We start from the raw sequence: 20374 nt of genomic DNA on the forward strand, positions 1-20374 counted from the left end.
CGGATACCTGCTGCTGGGCGGCAATCCCCTGGCGAGCTGGCAGCACATCTGCGCGACCTCGCCGAGTCCTTCTCGCTCGCGCTGTTCGCCGCCGATCCCTGGCCATGGGCCGGGTCAGACACGCAGATCGAGGACACCTCCAGGCGCGCGGCCCGGCTCGCCTCAGAACTGAGGGTCGGTAGCCGCCGCGAGAGGACACCAGGCTCGCAGCGATGGCCTGCTCATGCTCGTGCACGACTGCCGAGGACGGCTTCCACCTCTACCGGGGAACAGCGACGTGCCAGGACCCCCGCTGTATCCCATTCCATTGGGACACGGCACTGATCAACGCCGTGCATGCCCGCCCGACACCGCCGGCCGCCGAGCCGCCGAGGATCATTTGCTGGAGCGGGCTCTGTACGACTTCGAGGGCGAGCACCACTACGCCGCGTGGACGCAGCCCCCGAGGACCTGGCCCGGGCCGCCGCACTGCGCGCCGCGCTGATCGAGCAAGGCCGCACCCGCTATCCCGAGCTCGTGACCGAAGTCGGCGAGGAGCCGACCCCGACGACGGCCTCGGCGTCCTAGCCCAACACCAGCCGCAAGGTGATCCTCCACTGCAGCGATCCGGTCCTTGACCGCGAACGTACGGCCAGGCAGCAACGTGCCTCCCCTGGTCTCGGCCTCAAGGGCATGCGAAGGCCGCCGTCCTGATGGGCCCCGAGACCGAGAATGGGCACATGGGAAGCTCCTTCCCTGCGCGGGCCGCGGGCGTGCTCAACCGGTGACTTGAAGCGCCAGCCGTACGGGCCCGCCGGCGCGGCCGCCCCGAGTACCAACGATTCCCGGATCAGCGCGCGGAGGCCCGATCAGATGCCGCGCTGCAGAAGGCCCCGGCCCGTGAAGGCGCCAGCTGTCCCGCCTAGCACCGGGCCCGGCGACTCGTCGCACTGCGCCGCCGCGGTGTACGACGACGGCGAGGCGGTCAGGGGCACTACCCTGGCGCGCGGCAGCCCGGACGCGCCCCCGCCCCCGAGTTCGGCCACTGGTTCGATCGTCACGCCCGCCCTGCCCTCTACGTGCTGCCGCAGTAAATGCGTACACCTCGCCCCGGCGACCGGGGTGACCCGCCGCAGGTCGCCGTGATCACCCTAGGGGCTCTGCCGCAGTAAATCCGGCATTTACCGCGACAGCTGCCCTCAGGAGAGAAGTCGATCATCGTGAGTCACTTCGTGGCACCTTCGGCGTGAAACAAGCGCGTGAGGCTAGCTCGGACCGGGGCAGACCGAATGCGCCGACACTCGCGCTGGGAGGCGGTCTTGCTCGTCGGCGGTGAAAGTGCGGTAGGCGATGGTGCGGCACAGCTCGCGCCGCCACTTGACGGGGTCGAGGGCGAGCGGGCCGCCGACGCCGTGCTCATCGGCATAGAGCACGGTCTTGCCGTCCTTCGAGACGTCGGGGAACGAGTACGTCACTGTGGACGGTTTTCCCGTTGTGCTGTCGAGCAGGCGGCCGAGGTCGTAGGAGTCGAGGTAGCGGTGCTCGACGATGTCGTAAGTCTGCACAGTGCTGTTGGAGGCCATCAGGAAGCGGCCTTCACCGTCGAGGAAGCGGCCTTCGCCGCCGATGAGGTGGCGTGGCGACATTGGTCTTCTGGACTCCTCGGCGACACTGCGCAGCGGACCCATCTCCTTGCGCGGCGGGTCACGCCGCCACAGTTCCAAGGCGTAGGCATCTCGCGCCAGGGCGAAGTAGCGGCCACTGTCATCGAATTGGATGTGCTGGGCGTCGTCGGTTGTCTTGATCGTCGAGGTCGTACGGCCTGTGGTCAGGTCGACGATGCGGATGACGGGATCGCCTACCACGAGCACGGCCACCTGGTTCGCCTCCGGGTAGCTGCTGACGGCCAGCTTGGGTACACCGCCGCTGGTCTTGGGGTGGAAAACTTTGGCGTCGAAGTGCGCGCGCTGGACGCCGGTATCGGGGTCCCACTGCTGGACCCGGGTGCCCGAGATGGTCACCAGGTGTTCGGTCCGGTCGAAGAAGTAGTCGAAGCCCGTGTTCTCGGTGTCATTCGGGTTCACGTTGGGCGGCTTGGCGGTGGATATCCGCGCCGTCTCACGGAGGGTGGAGGCCTCGCGAACGGAGACGGTGTTCCTCCCTTGACGGCTGGCGAAGGTCTTGCCGTCGTGGCTGAGCCTGACCGGGCTGTTTCCTCCGTTCCAGTACGGCTTTGGGCGCCGGACCTCGGCGAGCAGCCGGTCGTCGGATACGGACCGCAGTTGCAGCCGGGAACCGTCCGACAGGACGGTGATCGTCTTGCTTCCATCGCCGGTGAGCACCTGCTCTCCGACGTCGAGTATCCCGGCGTGGGGGGAGAATTCGGTGTACGCGACGCGTGCATCTCCGTAGCTCACGGCATGCAGCTTTCCGTTGATCGACACCAGAGTCTTGAGGTGCAGGTCGGCCCCTCTCTGCACCTGGGCCCGGGTGGTCAGGGCGCCCCGGTCGAGGTCCACCAAGCATAGGGTGGTGCCGTCCTCGTAGCTGGTGCGGCTGAGGGCGATGCGGTGACCCTTCCCGTCGACGGCCACCGCGTCGCAGCTGAAGGCATCATCGTCGTGGTACGGGCGCCCCTGCCGGATGCCGTCGACGACACGATGAAGGGTGTAGTCGGACCGGCCGCTCTGGTGGTGGCAAGCCACGGCTGCTGTCCGGTCGCCGGAGACCAGGAGGGGGGCGTCCGCGTCTTTCACCACGGTCCGGCTCTCCCCCGTGGCCATGTCGACGGCTACGAGGCGCCACCGCGACCCGTGGTCGTCCCTGGGATCCTTGTAGTACGCATTCACCAGGAGGGAACGGTTGTCCGGGCCGAACCACACGGTGGGCTCCGTAGCCTGTGGCGCGGGCACCGTGCCGACGACGGTGCCGTCGTCCAGGTTCCACCACACCAGACGCCCCTCGGCCTTGGAGGTGTCGTCTATCACCCTGGTGGCGATCATTCGTCCGTCCGCCGAGAACGCGATCGCACCCCTGAACGTGACCCTAGAGCTGCCGCCGGCCGATCGCCGCCCCATCCCTCGCACTTTGGGCAGCTTGTGTACCGGACCGGCGATCCGCTCCGCATCCGCCCTCACGGCGAACCATGAGACGGTCCCGTCGGGCGTGACAAAACCGGCCCGACGCCCGTCCCCGGACACCATGACGTCGTCCATCTTCACGTGCTCGGCCACCATTTCGCTGCGTACTGCGCCCTTAGCCGCGTGCACGAAGACCATGAGCCCACCCAGTGACGACTGGGCCACCAGTACGTTGCCGTCTTGGCTCGCCACCACCCACTCGATGTCTCCCGGCACTCCGGACAGCAGGCGGGCCGAGGCCTTGTACGTCATGTACTTCCGCAGCAGTTCGTTGCGCGCTTCCTGTGTTGGGGAAGCCTGGTACGCGGCGATGGCCAGGAGCACCGACTGCGCCGGGTCGTATGGCTCCTCGTTCTGTGCCGCCTGGGACAGCGCGCGGGAGTCGGCGACCGCCTCGCGTTGCTGGCTCTGCCCGCTCGCGTACAGATAGAGCCCTGCGAGGACCAGCGCCAGTGTGAGGAGGATCCCCAGAGCGGACAAGGACGCCCGCCGTTTGCGGGTCTGCGAGCGGCGGTGGCGCCGCCCTCGCTCCAGGTAGTCGTGCTCGCCCTCGCTCAGGTCGGTGCCGCGCTCGCGCAGCCACCGCTGGGCGCCCGCCAATGCGAGGTCGGTCGGCAGGAGCTCGGTGGCGTGCTTGCCGCGCTCCCAGCGGTCCATGTCGTGCCGCAGTGTCTCCCGCCAGGCCAGGAACGAGCGATCCTCCTCAGCCCAGTCGCGTAGTCGGCTCCAGCCGTTGATCAGCGCCTCGTGGGCAAGCTCCACGGTCTCGGCGCCTTCGGCGCTGCGGCCGGTGACGAGCAGCCGGGTGGCGGCGAGCCGCTGTGCGACACGCCATTCGTCCGCGCCGAGCTCCGAGCAGGGCACGGTGCGCAGTGTCGCCGCCGCTGCCCCGATCGGCACCCGCATGAGCTGGGTGAACAGCCGTCGGGCCGCCGCTTCGTCCGCTGCCGGGACGTATTCCGCCCAGACCTGGTCGGCATGGGCCCCCAATGCGCCGGTGACACAGCCGAGTTCCTCGTACGCCTGGTGCGTAAGGAGGCCGCCGCTCTGCCGCTGCCACAGCAGATCGAGGGTGAAACCGAGAAGAGCCAGGGCGCCGGCCTCGCTGCCGGTGTCCGCCAGAATGCGGTCGACAAGGTGGGGTTCGTAGGACACGCCGGGAATGCCATCGATCGGTACCGTGATGATTTCGCGGAGTTGCTCGGGGCTCATCGGTCCGAGGGCGTAAACCTGCTGGCTGAGGACGTGCCCGAGGCGTGGATGCGCGAGGGCCGCCTCAAGGAAGTCTGCCCGGAGTGTGGTCAGTACCCTGACCGTAGGCGGCAGTGTGTCGTCGAACAGGATGTCGACCAGCTCATCGACGGCCGCCGGCGCGTGCGCCAGCAGTTCCTCGAACTGGTCGACCACAATAAGCAGTTGTCGGCTTCGGCACCGGTCGAGTAGTCGAGGCACGACATCGGCCAGCCCGTTGCCTGCGGCCAGCACACCGGCCAGGGCGGGGATCCGCTCCAGCCACTGCGTCTCGGACAGCTCGGGTTCCAGCAGCGGCAGCAGTGCGGCGGCGAAGGCGGACCGTGGGCTGCCGCCAGAGGCCGGCCGCATGGCGACCGCCGAGGTGTCAGCCGCTCGTAGCCGCGGCAGCACCCCGGCCATGGCCAGCGACGACTTGCCCGCGCCGGACGGGCCGACGACAGTGGTCCACTGTGCGCGCAGCAGCATCCCCATGAGTTGGTCAGACTCGGTCCGCCTGCCATGGAAGACCGCGGCATCGGCCTCCCGGTACGCCGACAGGCCGCGGAACGGCGACGGAGGCAGGGCCAGGCTGCGCAGCTCGGGCCAGGCTCCCAGCAGATCGTCGGTGGGGATCAGATAGCTCACGGGGGGCTCGCCAGCCTCGGCCACCGCCACCATGCCGACCACGCCGACGAGCTTCTCATCCCACACGGGACTGCCGCTGAAGCCCCTGGAGACGCGGTAGCCGTTCCCAGTCAGGTCGGCCTGCACCCATCCGTTGGCCTGTCGCGCCCGCAGTACGCCGGAGTGCCACACCCCTCCAGCCCGCCCGGCGGGGAAGCCGAAGGCCCGCGCCGGGTGTCCCCATACGTCCTGCGTCTCGGCCAGCCGGATGGGGCGGCCGCCGGGCAGTGGAGCGCTCAGCCGCAGTACGGCGACGTCGCCAGTGCCGGACGGCTGCGCCGGTACCCAGTGTTCCACGCTGGCCGTAACGCCTTGCCCGCTCTGTCCGGACGCGGACAGTAATGGCAGGTCGACGTGGAGCCGCGCGGATGCGGCAGGCACGACATCCTTCGGGGTGCCGAGCCCTGCGGAGACCACATGGGCGCAGGTGAGGGCCAGTTCGGTGGTCACGAGGAACCCCAGGCCCACAGGCTCGCCCTGTGCGTTGCGGATCCGCAGTACCGCCGCGTCGAGGGCTTTCGGCCCGATTCCCTCCGCGGTACCGGGGGTTAACGGCGTCACTGCGCAGGTTCCGAGGGCGGCAAGGATGCGGTGGAATCAGGGGCATCGGCCGACGATCTGTGCCAGGTAAGCGTGACCTTGAAGTTGGCCTGGGCCGCCGTGCTGGAGATCACCACATCCGCCTCGGCGGAAAGGGACACTCCGAACTCGACGCCGATCTCGTCGGGCGCGTCCACCATGCCGCGAAAGCCCTCCACAAAGTTCTGCGCCACTGGCCGAACCCCAGCCAGCATGTCGCCCAGAGACCTCGTGGCCCGTGCCACGACCTGTCCCGGCCGGGCAACCTGGACCAGACCGTCTCCGGCCTGCTCGATCTGGACCTTCACAACCTCTGGCGGTCCGCCCACCACAGCGACCGGCAACTCCACGAGATACGCCATGCCTCCCCCTTCGGAGCTTGCCCGTCCCACCGCGGGCGTTCCCCCTGCCCACCTACCCCGCTGGCCCCGCAGCGTGAACATTTCCCCGGTCTCCTGGCCGGCCACTGGGGCGGCCGCTACATCTGGCAGATGGCCGACTCGGACGCGCTGCTCGTTGCCTGGCAGCCGATGACCGAAGACGACGCGGGTGAGGCTGAGCAGGACCTGATCGACGAGTTCAAAGGACTCCACGGAGGCGCGCTGCCCTTCGCCAACCTCAGGAACAACGGCCGAAAGGTTCCAGAGACAGGCACCAGCCTCGGCTAACCCTGGGCGGTACAGGACGACGAGCACGACCTCGCCGAGCTGCACTCTGATCCACCAAGATCATCCCGTGGCGGCTTTTGGGGGCACCTTGGCGGGACCCAGACCGGGTGCCGGGCGGAGCAGCCCTGTGCGGAATAGGTCGGAGGCGGCGGCTTCAATTTCGGCGCGGGCCGCGGACGGGAAGACGGACCGTCGATGGGCGTTCGCGACCACCGCCTGGTCCAGGCTGCCGTGGGCCGAGACGGAGTGGAAGATCTCCAAGTCTTCCCGGCCGAACAGCAGGAACCCCTCCTCGGTCCGCGTGTCCTCGATGGCCAGCCAGTGGGCCTGCCACCCCCACTGCACGTACGAGGGGATGGCCAGGCGGTCCGGCAGCTCTGCGAGGTGGTCGACGGCGTTGGCCGGGTGGTCTCTGTGCCAGTAGATCAGGGCCCAGGGCCCCTGGTGCAGGCGCTTGTCCAATGCCTGGGCCCAGTGGCAGTCCGGGCAGTGGACGACGGGCTGCCCGTCGAACCTTCGGTCGTAGTCCGCGGCCGGCCGGTGCGGCGCGGCGGTTCGGTACGCGTTCATCGGGCTGCCTCTGCGACGGTCCGGGCGGGGTACACCGGGGTGCAGGGACGGGGCAACTCGGCGGTCAGCGCGAGGTCGAGCCGCTTGTCCATGTCGAGCCGGAAAGTACCGTACGGGTTGATGTTCGACCAGAACAGCGCGGTCAGGCCGCGCCGGTCCTCGGCGGTGAGCTTCTTCGCCCATTTCGGTTCGGCCAGGACCTGCTGGAGCAGCAGGGTGTTGACGTGCACGAGGCTGGACTGGAGCAGGTGCAGGGCGAGCATCGATGTCTCGGCGTGCTCCTTGTCCGGGCCGGTCAGGGCGCCGTCCTTGCCGTAGTGCAGCACGGTGTTCGCGCTGTTCCAGTTCTCCACGACCTGGAGCCCGCCGTGGATCTCGCGGCGCAGGCCGGGGCAGGCGAGGTAGTCGCAGGCGAAGACTGTGCGAACTGCGCGGCGGAGTTCTTCGAGGGCGGCGTAGGTGGGGTGCTTGGGTCCGCCGCGGGTGAAGCGCCGCAGCACCTGCTCCGCCTCCGCCGTCCCCAGGCGGAGCGCGGTCGCGTACTTGACCATCTGGTCGTACTGCTGCTCAATCAGTTCCCAGCGGATCGGCCGGGTCAGCGAGGTGCCGAGCGCCGGCCAGCCGGGCGGGGTGTAGTCCGGGCGGTACAGGCGGATGCTGCCGATGTTCTTCAGCCGGGGCAGCAGCCGGAAGTTCAGCAGCTCGGTGAAGGCGAACCCGACCACCGAGGCGCCGTGGGTGTCGACGTAGTTGGCCTCGATCTCGGCGTCCGTGCAGTGGCGCAGCAGGCCCTCGATCATCGCCGCGACCTCGGACGACGAACAGGACTTCAGCTGGGAGTAGATGCAGACGTTCTTCTTCTCGACGTGCCAGTAGATCATCACGTCGTTGCCGCCGTAGCGGGCGTGGTACTCGGTCATGAAGTTGCTGGACCAGGACCCGAACTTCTTCGAGTCCGACGCGCACGCGGTGCCCTGCCCCCACCAGGCGGCGTCCCGGGCCGCGAAGGTGCCGTTCACGAGTCGGGTGACGGCGGCGCGGAGGTTGTCGACGGTGATGAAGTGCCGGCGCACGTGGCGCAGGGCGGCTTCGGTCTCGCCGTGCTCGCCGGTCGCCACGATCGCCCGGATGCCCATGTTGGTGCCCAGGGCGAACAGCGCAAGCAGCAGACGCCGCTGGAGGATCGCGCGGTCGATGCGCTCGTAGGCGGCGACCGAGGTGAACTCGTCGGTGAAGCCGGTGAGGAAGTCTGCGTTCTTCAGCACGTCCAGGAGGTCGAGGACGCCCCACCGTCGTACGACCTCGTCCTTGAGGGCCGCCAGGCCCGTGGGCTCGCCCAGCGGCTCCAGCTTGGGCACGGTGATCCACGGCTCGCCCTTGCGGGTGGTGACCTTCACCCCGCCAGCCGAGCCGTCCGCGAGCGCGGCCGACAGCCGGTCCAGGCCGTCCGTCATCCGCTGCTTCAACCCGGTGATGAACTCCTTGGGGTCCTCGGGCCGGCGGATCGCGGCGTAGTGCACGGTGCGGGCCGACTCGAAGTCGCCGGGCAGGTCGTCCTCCGGGTCGCCCCACCGCCTGGCGCCCTCGATATGAATCTCCCGGCGGCGGATCGCGTCCCGCAGTGCCACCAGGACGCACAGCTCGTACGGGATGCGCTCGACGCGCCCCTTGTCGTCGACGACCGCCTCCCGCCAGTCCTTGCGCACGACGCCGTCCATCGGCACCACGTCGCCGACGTCGTAGAAGCGGGTCTTGCCGTCGACGGCGGCGTACCTGGCCAGCAGTGCGACCGCGTCCATTACCGGCCGGTAGGCGGTGTTGTTGCACTGGAAACCCAGCGTGTTCAGCAGCGGCGGCAGCATCTGCCGGTAGTACGAGCTGTAGGAGGAGCGCAGCGTGGTGCGGACCTTGGCCTTGAAGACCTTCTCGTTCGCCTTCGCCTCGGCCACCAGCTCGCGCAGTGTCCTCTCCCCGACCACCGGGAACAGGGCCCGGCGTACGACCTCGTCGGGCTTGTCGACGGCGGCTGTCGCCAACCTGAAGAGGATGCTCTCCTTGCCGCGGACCTTCTTCAGCTCCGTGGTGAGCTGCTTCTCCACCCGCCGCTCGGCACGGGCGTTGATCTTGTGAACCAAGGCGACCAGCAGTTCCACCAGGGCGTCGGTGATCTCGCCCTGACGGGAGGCGCACAGCGCGGCCAGCAGCGTCGTCCGTACGTCCTCGCCCGCGTCGCGGAAGTCCGAGGGGTACATCTTGATCGCCCGCGCCCGCCACGCGGCCACCAGCTTCTCCGAGCAGTCCGCGAACAGCCCCTCCGGCAGACCGAGCTGCCGAACGGCGGTCAGTTTGGTGATCTCCGTCAGGAGCGACTCCAGGCCCACCGCGCCCGGGTCCCGCTTCAGCGCGGCCAACAGCGCGGTGCCGTCCTCATTGCCCTCCGCCACCAGCTCCAGCAGGCGCCGGGCGCACACGTCACCCAGGCGGGCGACGGTACGCGCGCAGAAGGCGCGGTCCGCCCGCGCCCGCGCGGCGGCCACGATCCGCTCGATGCGGCCTGGGGGCTCGATGCGGTCGCTGCGGCACTGCACGAGCAGGGCCTCGCGTAGCCGGTCCTCGACCAGCTCGACGGGGCAGACCTCATCGGCAAGCCAGCCGGTCAGCCGTTCCTCATCGGCGCGGGTCGCCGGGCGGAATCCGAGGGCCTCGCGGATCTGCGTACGGTGCCCCTTCGCGGACCGGGACGACAGGTCGTACTTCGCCAGGTCCCCGCCCGGCACCTTGACCACATCTGCGACGTAATCTACCGCGGCCGGTGGGGGAACCGGCCCTCCAGCTCGAAGTACTTCAGCATGAGCACGAAGCCAAGCCGGGTCGGCCCGGACTTGTTCGCGACCAGGTCCCAGTCGCTCCCCACCGGCGTCCAGCACGCCACCACGTCCTCGGGTGACCACTCTCGGCGCATGAACCCTTACCCTCCGCCGATTACTCGTTCGGCCTAACGAACAGGCGGGGCACGAAGCAACGGGAGGGCGGAGATCAGGGAGGGCGGAGATCAGCCGCAGCTACTTTGCACCGTGGGTCAGGGATAGGACACCAGGGCCGATACCCCCAGTAGCCAGCTACAGATCCGCAATCCAGGGATGCCCTGGGTGTACGCGGTCGAGTAGCTCGGCCAGGGTCTCGCGCTGAGCCGGGGACATGTGTGGGACGGTCGCGTTGAAGTCTGATTGATCTTTGCGACGGGCGTGCTTGGCCTTGAACAGCAGGACCAGTTCGGGCGCCAGATACGGGATGCCGTCTCGGGTGTGGTGGATGATGTCGCTGTAGGGAAGCCGGATCCCCTCATCGCGTCGGCAGATCCAGGTGTCGCCGTCGTGCGGTTCGCGGAACACGTCGAGCAGGTAGTTGCCGGTGGCCGGATCGCGGAGCCAAGTCTGATGTACGGCGGCCAGCACCTCCGGTGTGGCTTCCTCCCAAATCCGGCCACTGCCTACCGCGTCGAAGACGTATCCGGGGAAGCGGTGGCGGACCTCGGGAAAGCTCGCGGCCTGAATCGCGATCTCGATGTCCCCGTGAGCGCGCGTTTGCCTGCCACGGAAGAGGTCCAGCGCCCAGCCCGCGGCCACGTACCAGGGCGTGCCGATCCCGGCCAACTGCTGCGCAACCTCACTCGGGGCCCAGCAAGACGACCACCTGAGGTGGAGGGCGTCGATCTCGCCGGGTGACAGTTCGATGCCGCCGCTGGGTAGTTGCTCGCTCACCGCAGGAATCTATCAGCGGTCTCCAAGGGAGCCCCAGGCCAAGATCGATGAAGCAGGCCAGCGGCACCCGGAGCCGGACACGGTGCATGTTCTAACCCGTCCGCGATACCGCCGAGATCACTGGCCAACACGCGAGTTTCCCTCTACGCAGGGCCGAGATTCTGCGAACCGGCGCGCTTCCGCGTTCGATCTGCTGCGGCTGGAAGGCACCGACACGACCAGGTGGACCTACCGCCAGCGACGGGAGGCGCTGGCGGCCCTGTTCGCCGAGCACCAGCTGACCGCCCCGTGGGCACTGTGCCCGTCGACCACCGACCCGGACACCGTGCACGAGTGGCTGACGCACTTCCCCGTGGCCGGTCTGGAGGGAGTCGTCTTCAAGCGGCTGGACAGCCGATACGAGCCCGTGCGCGGGTGGCTCAAGTACAAGATCCGCGAAACCGAGGAGGCCGTCGTCGGCGCGGTCACCGGCTCCAGAGCCATGCCCCGCACGCTGCTGCTGGGGCGGTACGACGTCGCCGGTCACCTCCACTACACCGGCCGCAGCACCACGCTGCCTCAGGCCGCCGGCCGATCCCTCGGCGAGCTGCTCACCCCGGCCGACCCAGGCCACCCCTGGACCGGCTGGACGTTCTCCGCCGTATGGGGCAGCCACGAGACCCTGCACGTCACTCTCGTGCAGCCGGAGCTTGTCGTCGAGGTCGGCGTCGACGTCACCCGAGACAGCGCTGGGCGCTGGCGGCACCCCGCCAGATGGCACCGGCCCCGCCTTGATCTCGCTCCCGCCGACACCCCTCGCTGGACGGGTACCACCGGCTGATGTCCGCGCCCGCGGCGGCCCTGCGTTCCTCAGCGGCGGTGTGCAGGTCAAAGCTCGGGGAGTCACTCCCTAGTCGAGAAACCCGAGCTCGGAGTCCGGCCGACAGGCGCTGCATGCCCTGACTCCGTCAGCGAGCGCCCGCAGCGCTTCGCCCCGGCCGATGCCTCGGGCTCGCTTCCCGCTGTTCCAACAGTTACGCGCGTGCACCTGCACCGGCGGTGCATTCCGGTTGAGACCCAGTTCGAGGAGCCAGTCCGGGGGCGGCGGCCGCCGTTCCTCGCCCTGGCACCGTTCGGCCTCACGCCGTTCCTCGTCGGCGATCCACCGGTCGAGCTGGTTCAGCGCCGCTGTCGCCTGGTGGACCACGACGCGGCGCGCGAAGTACAGCAGATCGAGACGAGACGGTTGATCGTTCACATGTTCGATTCTAGAGCCGTGCAAGCGCGGCGTCCCGATCGAGGCTGCCCCAAGGGTGGTGGCGACGTCGCGCCGCCGGGGCACGGCCCCACATGCGCAACCCCGAGAAAGAGCAGGCAATGGCGTGGTCAGTCCGCGAAGGCTGGGCCTCCATCGCGATGACGACCCACCGCAAGTGCCCAGCGCGACACAGCTGACATTTCCGCAGCGTTCTATTCTGTTCGACGAATCGCCACGTAGAGCGGAACCCGATGAGCACCGCTGTGGAACTGCGGGACGGGACTACCCCGCCACGAAGTGGGACACGGATGAGGGGGCCGCTGCGCGAGGTGCACCGACCCGTGCAAGAAGTACGGGTCCGGGGGCAACCCGTTGTGCCGAGACTGCTTCGCCGAGGCGGCCTCCTCCTGGGGGCCGGGCATTCGCCAGAAGGGCTACAACGCCTGATCGTGGTCGCGTAGCGGCACACGGCTGACACGACCGCCCGGTACGCCTCGGCGGCCGCCTGCGCAAACACGCCGTGCAGATCTCCCGCCGCTTCAGCGCCCAGCTCAAGGGGCGGAGCGCAGCGCGTCCGCACTGTCCGTACGGCGCTCAGCTACCCCTTTGCTCTTGGATGAACTCCCCGACCCGCGCCCCGGCCCCGTACGCCATCCTCACCGGCTGGCTCTCCGGGGCGTACACCTTTCTCGCAAGGAGCGCGCTGGAGCGACGGGCGTAGTGCGGCGTCGCAGCGGGCGAGTGAACCGTCAGCCTGACCCTCTGGGCCTCTGGGCCTCTCTTGATCAACGCCACCAGCTTCGTGCCTTCTCGGCAGCGCCGAGAAGCAGTAGGAGGCCCGCTCCTGCCCGGTGACCGTCCCGTATCAGGTACGGCTCGTACGGGTTGTAGTAGGTGTCCTCCTCCGAATGCCTCCCGAGTGGGATTACGCCGCCCTGAGACATGACCTTCTTACCGTCCACGCTTACCAAGCCGACTTCATTCCCCGAGTCGTTCCAGACCGTGCCGTACTCGTTCACCCTCCCCTTGCTGTTCCCCCACGCGTCGTAGACCCGCCCGGAGTCATCTACCGAGCCGACTTTCGAGCCGGATGAGTTGTACACGGACCCGGAGCTGTACGAACCACAGGCTCTTCCGGAGTCGTCATAGATCGCGTTCTGGCCTTGCTGATCACCCCAGGCCAGTGGGGCGACGCCCCGCAGCTCATCCCCGTCATGGAACGCATCCGCGTCGGCCGGCTCAGCGGCGGACGCCCCCGCACCCGGCCTGACCACCTCGGCGGCGACAAGGCCTATTCCTCACGGCGTAACCGCCGATACCTGCGCAGACGGCAGATCAAGCACACCATCCGCGAGCCGAAGAACCAGCGGGCCAACCGCCAACGCCGCGGCAGCAAGGGCGGACGGCCCACTGGCTTTGACAAGACGATCTACAAGCGCAGAAACGAAGTCGAGCGCACGATCAACGCCCTCAAGAACTTTCGGGCCGTTGCCACGAGGTTCGACAAGCGTGTCTACGTCTTCCAGGGCACCGTGACCGTCGCAGCGATCCGGCTCTGGCTCCGGGGGTAGATCCATTATCCCGGTGCGGCGAGGCGCCTGTCACCGTTCTTCGGAATGATCTTTACATCCGATTTGCACCTCTAGGCTTGCGGGCGGACGCAAAGCACGGATCTGACCTGGGAGTTGAGAGTGGCGCACGACGTTGCCGCACTGACAGCGGAACTCACGGATATGGCTGCGGCCGATCACCAGTTAGCAGTCCGCGCCAACAGCGACGACCCCGCCGAGCAGCTGGCCTGGCGGCGGCTGACCGCCCGGCACGGTGACCGGCTCAACGAGATCATGGACGAGTACGGCTGGCCGACGGCGGAACTGGTCGGTGTGGAGGCCGCACGCGCGGCATGGCTGATCGCTCAGCACGCCGACCGGCAGCTCGACGTTCAGCGTCGTGCCCTCCAGTTGATGCAGCAGGCGGTGTCGGCAGGCTCGGCCAGCCCGCGCGAGCTGGCCTTTCTCCGCGACCGCACGCTGGTCAATGAGGGCCGCAAGCAGGTCTACGGCACTCAGATTGCTGGCGTGAAGGACGGGGCGCCGGTTCCGTGGCCCTGTGAAGAGCCCGAGCGCATGGACGAACTCCGTGCGGAAGTCGGCATCGAGCCCTTCGACGAGTACGTCGCCCAGTTCTCCATGGCCTGACGCCCCCTTCCCGGTCGCGTCCGGTGGATCACTGCCCGGGCTCACCTGCCGCGCGGGCAATGATCCGCCGGACAGGCCCTAGCCGTCCCCCTGGGAACGGCAGCCACCGTGATCACGGTCCCCGTGACCGTGTTCGGCACCATCCTCGCACTGACGAAACGCTGACTGGACCTCGCGGCAGCCGGGGTGCGAGCCCGGCTCGGTGCGGCACTGGCTGCCCGCGCAGTCCACTTGTACGCCGACAACCAGTCCCGACCGGCGTGTGCCGGTCAGGACTGAGCGGCGCGGTGTCGGTGAGTGCGGCGGCGTGCGAACGATATGGCAACCCGCCTTGTTCTCGTCAATTTGACGATTAACGCGGTATGCTGCCTCTCACGGCGGGACTTTGCTCGCCGGGCGAGCCGTCCTCGGGAGGGGCACACATGGAGAGCGAGAGCGCGGTCGGCACGGTCGCCATCCCGGCCGGGGGGCTGATCGAGCCTGCGATGGCCATGGCGTTGAACGTGCACTCCAGCCCGGGCGTGTACGCGCTGCTGCTGGGTGCGGGCATCTCGATCGCCTCGGGCGTGAAGACCGGCTGGGGGGTCGTGCAGGACATCGTCGGGAAGGTCGCCGCCGTCCGCGACCCCGACAACCCCGATGCCCGCGCCGAAGCCGCAGCCGACCCAGAGAAGTGGTGGGAGGCCAACACCAGCGAGCCTCTTGGCTACTCGGCGCTGCTGGCAGCCGCAGCCCCGATGCCGGCCTCCCGCCAGGCGATGCTCGCGGAGTACTTCGAACCCGAGGTCGGCCAAGAGGACAGCAAGGGCCCTACCGCTGCGCACCGGGCCATCGCCCAACTGGTCAAGCGCGGCAGCATCCGGGTCATCCTCACCACCAACTTCGACCGGCTGACCGAGCGGGCGCTGCAGGAGGTCGGGATCTCGCCGCAGGTGGTGAGCCGTCCGGAGCAGATCAAGGGTATGAAGCCGCTCGCGCACAGCCAGGTCACCGTGATCAAGTTGCACGGGGACCACGCCGACCTAGAGCAGCGCAACACGGTCGACGAGCTGGAGACCTACCCCCAGGAGCTCCTAGAGCGGGTCCTGGACGAGTACGGGCTGATCGTGTGCGGCTGGTCCGCGGACTGGGACAAGGCACTCGTCCGCGCCGTCCAGGGGACCCGGTCGCGCCGGTACCCGCTCTTCTGGTCGCAGTACGGCCGGTTCAGCGACGCCGCCCGAGGCCTGACCGCGCAGCACGGCGCGGTAGTGGTCGACGGCAAGAGTGCGGACGAACTGTTCACCGTTCTCGTGAGCCGCATCGAAGCCCTGGACCGCCTGAACACTGCGCCCATCACCCGGGACGTCGCAGTGGTGCAGCTCAAGCGCGCCCTGCCCGACCCCCTGCGTCGCATCGAGCTGTTCGACCTCGTCGACCAGGCCGTCACCCAGATCACCGACCGCGCCACGGCCGAGTACAAACCCGTGGCCTCCCCGCCCGGCGCCTGGGCCGACACCTTCGGATCCAACCTCCGCACATACCGGGCCGACAGCGACACCCTGCTGCACCTGCTGGCCAACGGCGTCTTCCACGACGGAGGCGTCCACGACCACGTATGGCGGCGCGCCGTGGAGCGCCTCGTCCGCCTGCGCGACATTACCCCGGGCGCCTACAACGACGCCCTGGAGAAACTGCGCCACGTTCCTGCTCTGCTGGCCACCTGGACGATCGGCATCGCCGCCGTCCTCAGCCACCGCGAGGAACTGCTCGCCACCACCCTGTATCACCCGGAGTGGGCTGTCCCCCATTCGGGACACCCCCGCCTGGGGCCGGCGTGGACCCTTAACCCCCTGCGGGTCCTCGACACCGGCGGCCTCCACGACATGCACCCCGCCGCAGGCGGGAACAAGTACATCTACCCGCAGAGCAACTGGCTGAAGAACACGCTGCGCGAGCCCTTCCAGCTCGTCGAGCCCAGCGACACCGCCTACCAGGAAGCATGCGCCCGCTTCGAGTTCCTCACCTCCATGATCGCCATGGACGCCGGCGACGACTTCCGCGCTTCTCCCTGGGCCGGAGAATTCTTCCTCGACTCCACCTGGGGCGACGACCACAACGGCCTCGCCAGCGTCATCACGGAGGAACTCACCGAGGCGTGGCCGCTCCTGCGCGCCGGCGCCTTTGGAGGACAGCTCTCCCGCGCTGAGAAGGCCCTCTCCGCGCTCACTGAGTGGAGGAGCCGGCACGGCAGAAGGTGGTGAGCCCGGGCTTCGAGGTCGTGTGGGGGGCGTGCCCCTGTTCCAGCAGCGGGCCGGGCAGGTTGTCCTTCCCTGCCCCGCTGTCGTCGGTCAGCCGAAGTCGGCGGGGGCCGACCTGAGCAGAGTCAGCGGCTCGCCGTCCTGACATGCCGCCTTCAAACGCCCGGCCAGCTCGTCCAGGCCGACCACGACGGCTGATGTCGGCCACGCAGGACTGTGTCCGTCGAGAACCAGCTTTCCGGGGCGAGGATTCGCCCGGAAAGTGAGGGTCACTGGCGGTCGGTGGACTCGATGATCCCCCTGTAGCTCCCGTACAGGTACTCGTGGAGTGCCTGCTCGGGAACCCGGAACGACCGCCCGACACGGATCGCGGGGAGGTGACCGGAATGGACCAAGCGGTAAACCGTCATCTTGGAGACCCGCATGACGGAGGCCACTTCGGCAACGGTCAGGAAGGCCACGTCGTTGAGCGGGCGCTCCTGAGCACCCTCGCTTTGCGGCCGTCGGACTTCCCTCTCCTGGCTCTTGCCGGGTTGCGGGACCGGTGGCGTTGACTCTGCCATCCACGCGAGCAGCTGGTTCTTGCGCTGCTCCAGGCTCTCCTCATCAATGTCCACCACGGCTTCGGTCTGGTGCAGGATGTTCCCGATCAGGAGGTCGGTGTCGATGGCGCGGCTCTGCTCGTTGTCCGTCATTCCTGCTCCCCCTCTCCCTCTCGCAAGGTGCTCGTCTCGACTGGTTCCACGTCCAGGAGCCCGCCGACGGCCTCGCGCAGCGCTTGCCGGGCCTTGGCCACGTGTTTACGCACTCCCGATGCCTGGATGCCAAGGATCTCCGCGATGCGCAGCACGGACTGTTGCTCGATGAAGTACAGCAGGGCGACCTCCCTGCGCCTGGATGGGAGTTGTCGGAACACCTGCCAGCACCGGTCCAGATCCTCCCGGGCAATGACCGTGTGGGCCGGGTCGGGGCTGACGCGGTCGTACAGCCGTTCCACATCAGACTGCAGCCGGTCCCCGAGCGTCTCCCGTCGAATGCCGTCGATCCACCTCCGTCGGCACACACTACGCAGCCAGTTGCGGCGCTCCTCCGCGTCCAGGCCGGCGAGTGACTCGTCCCATTGAATAACGGCGGCCATGAACGTCTGCTGCACGAGGTCCTCAGCCGCGGCCTTGTCTCCGCCGGTCCGCACCATGGCGTAGCTGGCCAATCCCTTCGCCTCCCGCTCCCATAGAGCGGCGACCAGTTGCCCCTTCTCCTGGCCTTGTTGCGTCACACCGGTTTCCCCCTGATCCGTCTCTGATGGCGCTCCGACATGCACCTGCATGGCAGGCCCCCCTCGCCCCCGCTCCTGAACCACCACCGTGCCGCCGGGAGCGTGGCGTACCAACGTGATGAGGGTGGCTCTGCGCTGCCATTCCGCCAGGAACGCGGCGGCGCCCGCAAGAGCAGGGAGCAGACACAACGCCACCCACAGCCTGGACTGCGCAAGGACAGGTCCCAGCAAGCTCGTCCCGTGCTCTACGAGAGTGTTCACATCACAGAGTCGAACGGGCAGCCCAAAGCGCTGCCTCCGATCGCCAAGATTTTCTGGATTGGGGTATGGCCCCGTGACCGAACCGATCACATCCGGGCCTCCGGGCCGTTGCCGACCGCGTGAAAGACTCCGCCGAACTGGCCAACGGCCTGACCCTGATCCGTATCACCCCAGGGCTCGGGGATCTAAGCCTGGCGTCACGAGTCGAGAGGCTGGTGCAGGTCCAGGTAGCAGCGCCAATCGCACGCCGGGCTGGCCGACATCCCGTGTCGTCCGGTCCGCCGGCACCGTCGCCCACCCGCGCGGCGAGCGCGGCCTGGATGGTGCGGAGGCTTCACCCACCCGAGCACGCCACCCGGTCCCGGTACGGAAGCGCGAGAGCCAACCGCCCTCGCCCCTCTTGCTCGGGCACGGCCTGGTCGTACTCCTGATGCCCGTGCTCGGCCTGCTCGGCTTGCCGCTCGGCGGTGATGGCGCGCCGCTTGCAGTCGTCGCACAGGGGGCGGGTGGGTCTCCCGTGGGGCGTCCCACCCAGCGGGCTCGATGGCCTTCCACCGTGCGTCGGTGAACCGGGGGCCGCAGTCGGCACACACGGGACGGCGGCCCCGCAGCACGCGTGGGGTGCGTAGGGGCCGCGCAGCGAGGGCGGGAGCGCAGCGGACGCCCGGTGCCCCCCTGCCTCGTGGCAGGAAGCCGTGATCGGCCGGTCACCGGGTCGCTTACCGCGCCCCGCACACTGTTGCTGGGCCGCTACGACCCGGCGGGCCGCCTATGATACGTCGGCCGAGCACCACCCGGGTGGGGGCCGCCGGTCGCGCTGTGGCCGACAAGCTGGCCCCGCCGCGCGGCCCGCATCCGTGGACGGGCTGGACGTTCTCGGCAGGCTGGGGCACGCAGCGCACCCTCGAGGCCGTCCTGGTGCAGCCGGGTGTCGTGATGGAAGTCGACGTCGACGTCGCCCGCGACAGTGCCGGACGGTGGCGGCACCCGGCCCGCCCTCACCGCATCCGCGCGGACGTCGACGTCCAGGAGATGCCTGTTCCGTGAAAACGGCACCTCGTCATGAGCCTCCTTCGTGGTGCTTCGGAAGATCGGCTGGCTGCCTGTCACCTGACCTGCTCAAGTTTGGTCAGTAGGAGTCGGCAGTTGGTGACGGCCTCGTAGCTGCTGCCCAGGGGTTGGTAGCGGTAGGAGTGGTGGTGGGCTGACCACAGGCCCTTCCATGCGGCGTAGGGCTGCATAGCGTCCACCAGCGTGCACTGCCCCAGCCAGGCGTGGGCTCGCGCTGTACTGCGGAAGTACCGGTGCAGCTCGCGTTCCAGGACGGCGCGGTCGAAGGCCGCGTTGTAGGTGAGGCAGCGGCGGTGGTGCAGGAGCTGAGCGAGGCGCGAAACGAACACGGCGAAGGGCGGTGCGGTCGCAGCTTGCTGCGGGGTAATGCCGTGTAGCGCTGTTGCTGCGGGAGCGATGTCGGCGAGGGGGTTGAGGTGTTCGTTGAAGAGTACGTTGCCGTGGCGGTCTGTCAGGCTGATCTGCACGGCCCATGGATCGGTGAGCGTGGTGGTCTGCACGTCGAGTACGACCAGGTGGGGATCGGTGAGGATGCTGCGGGCCCACCGTCGGACGCGTTCGTGCTCTGCCCGCCAGGAGGCGGGCCGGCGCATCGCGCGGATGGCGTCGTCCAGGCGTGGATGCTGTTCCCGGAGCGACTGCACGTGCCAGTGGCGGCCGGTGTCGAACTGGGCGTGGACGGTATCCAGGTAGCGGGTGCCTTCGTAGACCGCCCAGGTTGGCCGGTCGGTATCGCCGGGCCGTACGAAGTGGACGGCTCTGGTGTCGACGGTGCGTGTGAAGAAATGGCTCAGCTGGAGTGGGAGGTCAGGCGACGGCATGGTCGGGGGCCTCGTGGATGAAGGGGGTGAGGGGAAGGCCGTGCGCCATCCAGTTGTGGAAGGCCTCCGCGGTGTAGAGGACACCGCTGCCCGAAAGGCGGCCGGGCTGTTTCGGATGGCACCGGTTGATCCGCAGGACCAGGTGCAGGCCGTCGGCCTGGTTGGATTCCCCGAGGTCGAGGTGGACCGGACGGCGGCAGGCGTCGAGGGTCTCGCGGGGCCTGCTCCAGGCGAAGTTAACGTGCGGTCGCCCGTGGGTCATGCGGAGGCGCAGCCGACCATTGCGGTGGGCGTCGCAGGCGTAGAAGAGCCAGACCATCGTGCCGTAGACCCGCTCACGGAATTCGATGTTGAGGCGAGACAGGGGCCCGTACTGCAGTTCTACGATGTGTCCGCACGGGGTCAGGACGTCGCCTTCCAACTCGCCGCGCGGCACGAACTGCTGGTTGCTGCTCAGCCTTCTGCGCCAGTCCTGGTTCCAGGGCCCCTCGCCGCGTACGCGGGAGGGGCCGAGGTCTGCCCCGCACTTAGACGTCATCTCATTTGGTTGCCTCGGTAGGCTATCGGTCGTGGTGGCGATTGTTGAGCGGCTGGTGCCGGACGAATTGTGGGAGTTGTTCCAGCGGGTGGTGCCGGAGGCGCCTTCGCGGCCTCAG

General features: G+C 68.6%; 17 protein-coding genes and 2 pseudogenes. 7 read left to right on the forward strand and 12 right to left on the reverse strand.

What is annotated here, in order from left to right:
* Positions 1-429 precede the first annotated feature (429 nt).
* Positions 430-567, forward strand: a complete 138-nt coding sequence (locus ABEA82_RS37310; RefSeq protein WP_345666207.1) for a hypothetical protein — start codon at positions 430-432, stop codon at positions 565-567.
* A gap of 677 nt (positions 568-1244) precedes the next feature.
* Here the strand turns inward: ABEA82_RS37310 and ABEA82_RS37315 are convergent.
* Both ABEA82_RS37315 and ABEA82_RS37320 read right to left on the reverse strand, forming a co-directional pair.
* Positions 1245-5597, reverse strand: a complete 4353-nt coding sequence (locus ABEA82_RS37315; RefSeq protein ID WP_345666208.1) for an nSTAND1 domain-containing NTPase — start codon at positions 5595-5597, stop codon at positions 1245-1247.
* Positions 5594-5977, reverse strand: coding sequence for a CU044_2847 family protein (locus tag ABEA82_RS37320; protein ID WP_345666209.1), 384 nt, complete (start codon positions 5975-5977; stop codon positions 5594-5596). Before ABEA82_RS37320 ends, ABEA82_RS37315 begins: the two co-directional genes overlap by 4 nt.
* A gap of 129 nt (positions 5978-6106) precedes the next feature.
* On the opposite strand from ABEA82_RS37320, the gene ABEA82_RS37325 reads away from it, so the two are divergent.
* Positions 6107-6283: a hypothetical protein gene (locus tag ABEA82_RS37325; RefSeq protein WP_345666210.1), complete on the forward strand. Its 177-nt coding sequence runs from the start codon at positions 6107-6109 to the stop codon at positions 6281-6283.
* 60 nt (positions 6284-6343) lie between these two features.
* Here the strand turns inward: ABEA82_RS37325 and ABEA82_RS37330 are convergent, their stop codons facing one another.
* From ABEA82_RS37330 to ABEA82_RS37345, 4 genes and pseudogenes are all read right to left on the reverse strand, one after another.
* Entirely contained in the window at positions 6344-6853 is a 510-nt protein-coding gene (locus ABEA82_RS37330) for a hypothetical protein (protein ID WP_345666211.1), read from the reverse strand.
* Positions 6850-9651 (reverse strand): annotated as a pseudogene (locus ABEA82_RS37335) (Tn3 family transposase); the annotation flags it as partial. The gene ABEA82_RS37330 and the pseudogene ABEA82_RS37335, both read right to left, overlap by 4 nt.
* A gap of 2 nt (positions 9652-9653) precedes the next feature.
* Positions 9654-9815: a hypothetical protein gene (locus ABEA82_RS37340; protein ID WP_345666225.1), complete on the reverse strand. Its 162-nt coding sequence runs from the start codon at positions 9813-9815 to the stop codon at positions 9654-9656.
* 157 nt (positions 9816-9972) lie between these two features.
* On the reverse strand, positions 9973-10614 hold the full coding sequence (locus ABEA82_RS37345) for a nucleotidyltransferase domain-containing protein (protein WP_345666212.1): 642 nt from the start codon (positions 10612-10614) through the stop codon (positions 9973-9975).
* On the opposite strand from ABEA82_RS37345, the gene ABEA82_RS37350 reads away from it, so the two are divergent.
* Positions 10586-11434 (forward strand): ATP-dependent DNA ligase, encoded by an 849-nt coding sequence (locus ABEA82_RS37350; protein ID WP_345666213.1) that lies wholly within the window; start codon positions 10586-10588, stop codon positions 11432-11434. The genes ABEA82_RS37345 and ABEA82_RS37350 overlap by 29 nt on opposite strands.
* 69 nt (positions 11435-11503) lie before the next feature.
* Here ABEA82_RS37350 and ABEA82_RS37355 read toward each other — a convergent pair whose 3' ends face one another.
* Both ABEA82_RS37355 and ABEA82_RS37360 read right to left on the reverse strand, forming a co-directional pair.
* On the reverse strand, positions 11504-11851 hold the full coding sequence (locus tag ABEA82_RS37355; protein ID WP_345666214.1) for a DUF6233 domain-containing protein: 348 nt from the start codon (positions 11849-11851) through the stop codon (positions 11504-11506).
* A 785-nt stretch (positions 11852-12636) separates the two neighbouring features.
* Entirely contained in the window at positions 12637-12954 is a 318-nt protein-coding gene (locus tag ABEA82_RS37360; protein WP_345666215.1) for a hypothetical protein, read from the reverse strand.
* Between the two features lie 48 nt (positions 12955-13002).
* Here ABEA82_RS37360 and ABEA82_RS37365 point away from each other — a divergent pair.
* From ABEA82_RS37365 to ABEA82_RS37375, 3 genes and pseudogenes are all read left to right on the forward strand, one after another.
* Positions 13003-13422, forward strand: a pseudogene (locus tag ABEA82_RS37365) (transposase); the annotation flags it as partial.
* Between the two features lie 120 nt (positions 13423-13542).
* Complete coding sequence (locus ABEA82_RS37370) at positions 13543-14049, forward strand: DUF6624 domain-containing protein (protein WP_345666216.1); 507 nt, start codon at positions 13543-13545, stop codon at positions 14047-14049.
* A gap of 422 nt (positions 14050-14471) precedes the next feature.
* On the forward strand, positions 14472-16292 hold the full coding sequence (locus ABEA82_RS37375; RefSeq protein WP_345666217.1) for an SIR2 family protein: 1821 nt from the start codon (positions 14472-14474) through the stop codon (positions 16290-16292).
* 266 nt (positions 16293-16558) lie between these two features.
* Here the strand turns inward: ABEA82_RS37375 and ABEA82_RS37380 are convergent, their stop codons facing one another.
* Both ABEA82_RS37380 and ABEA82_RS37385 read right to left on the reverse strand, forming a co-directional pair.
* On the reverse strand, positions 16559-16750 hold the full coding sequence (locus tag ABEA82_RS37380; RefSeq protein WP_345666224.1) for a helix-turn-helix domain-containing protein: 192 nt from the start codon (positions 16748-16750) through the stop codon (positions 16559-16561).
* Positions 16751-16980: 230 nt separating this feature from the next.
* Positions 16981-17616 (reverse strand): RNA polymerase sigma factor, encoded by a 636-nt coding sequence (locus ABEA82_RS37385; RefSeq protein WP_345666218.1) that lies wholly within the window; start codon positions 17614-17616, stop codon positions 16981-16983.
* 1029 nt (positions 17617-18645) lie between these two features.
* Between ABEA82_RS37385 and ABEA82_RS37390 the strand changes: the two genes are divergently transcribed.
* Positions 18646-18873 carry a hypothetical protein gene (locus ABEA82_RS37390; protein ID WP_345666219.1) on the forward strand — a complete coding sequence of 76 codons (228 nt, stop codon included), beginning with the start codon at positions 18646-18648 and terminating at the stop codon, positions 18871-18873.
* Between the two features lie 59 nt (positions 18874-18932).
* Here ABEA82_RS37390 and ABEA82_RS37395 read toward each other — a convergent pair whose 3' ends face one another.
* Together ABEA82_RS37395 and ABEA82_RS37400 are read right to left on the reverse strand one after the other, a co-directional pair.
* A complete protein-coding gene (locus tag ABEA82_RS37395; RefSeq protein ID WP_345666220.1) occupies positions 18933-19718 on the reverse strand; it encodes a 3'-5' exonuclease in 786 nt (261 codons plus the stop codon).
* Positions 19705-20256, reverse strand: coding sequence for a hypothetical protein (locus tag ABEA82_RS37400; RefSeq protein ID WP_345666221.1), 552 nt, complete (start codon positions 20254-20256; stop codon positions 19705-19707). Before ABEA82_RS37400 ends, ABEA82_RS37395 begins: the two co-directional genes overlap by 14 nt.
* Positions 20257-20374 lie beyond the last annotated feature (118 nt).

Origin of the sequence: Streptomyces venetus, assembly GCF_039540295.1 — a bacterium.
GTDB classification, from domain to species: domain Bacteria; phylum Actinomycetota; class Actinomycetes; order Streptomycetales; family Streptomycetaceae; genus Streptomyces; species Streptomyces venetus.

What these genes read in the sequence shown, in the direction of transcription:
- ABEA82_RS37395 (WP_345666220.1), bottom strand. Translation starts at nt 19,718, where the DNA reads ATGCCGTCGCCTGACCTCCCACTCCAGCTGAGCCATTTCTTCACACGC.
- ABEA82_RS37330 (WP_345666211.1), bottom strand. Translation starts at nt 6,853, where the DNA reads ATGAACGCGTACCGAACCGCCGCGCCGCACCGGCCGGCCGCGGACTAC.
- ABEA82_RS37340 (WP_345666225.1), bottom strand. Translation starts at nt 9,815, where the DNA reads ATGCGCCGAGAGTGGTCACCCGAGGACGTGGTGGCGTGCTGGACGCCG.
- ABEA82_RS37375 (WP_345666217.1), top strand. Translation starts at nt 14,472, where the DNA reads ATGGAGAGCGAGAGCGCGGTCGGCACGGTCGCCATCCCGGCCGGGGGG.
- ABEA82_RS37325 (WP_345666210.1), top strand. Translation starts at nt 6,107, where the DNA reads ATGGCCGACTCGGACGCGCTGCTCGTTGCCTGGCAGCCGATGACCGAA.
- ABEA82_RS37400 (WP_345666221.1), bottom strand. Translation starts at nt 20,256, where the DNA reads ATGACGTCTAAGTGCGGGGCAGACCTCGGCCCCTCCCGCGTACGCGGC.
- ABEA82_RS37350 (WP_345666213.1), top strand. Translation starts at nt 10,586, where the DNA reads ATGCCGCCGCTGGGTAGTTGCTCGCTCACCGCAGGAATCTATCAGCGG.
- ABEA82_RS37385 (WP_345666218.1), bottom strand. Translation starts at nt 17,616, where the DNA reads ATGCAGGTGCATGTCGGAGCGCCATCAGAGACGGATCAGGGGGAAACC.
- ABEA82_RS37320 (WP_345666209.1), bottom strand. Translation starts at nt 5,977, where the DNA reads ATGGCGTATCTCGTGGAGTTGCCGGTCGCTGTGGTGGGCGGACCGCCA.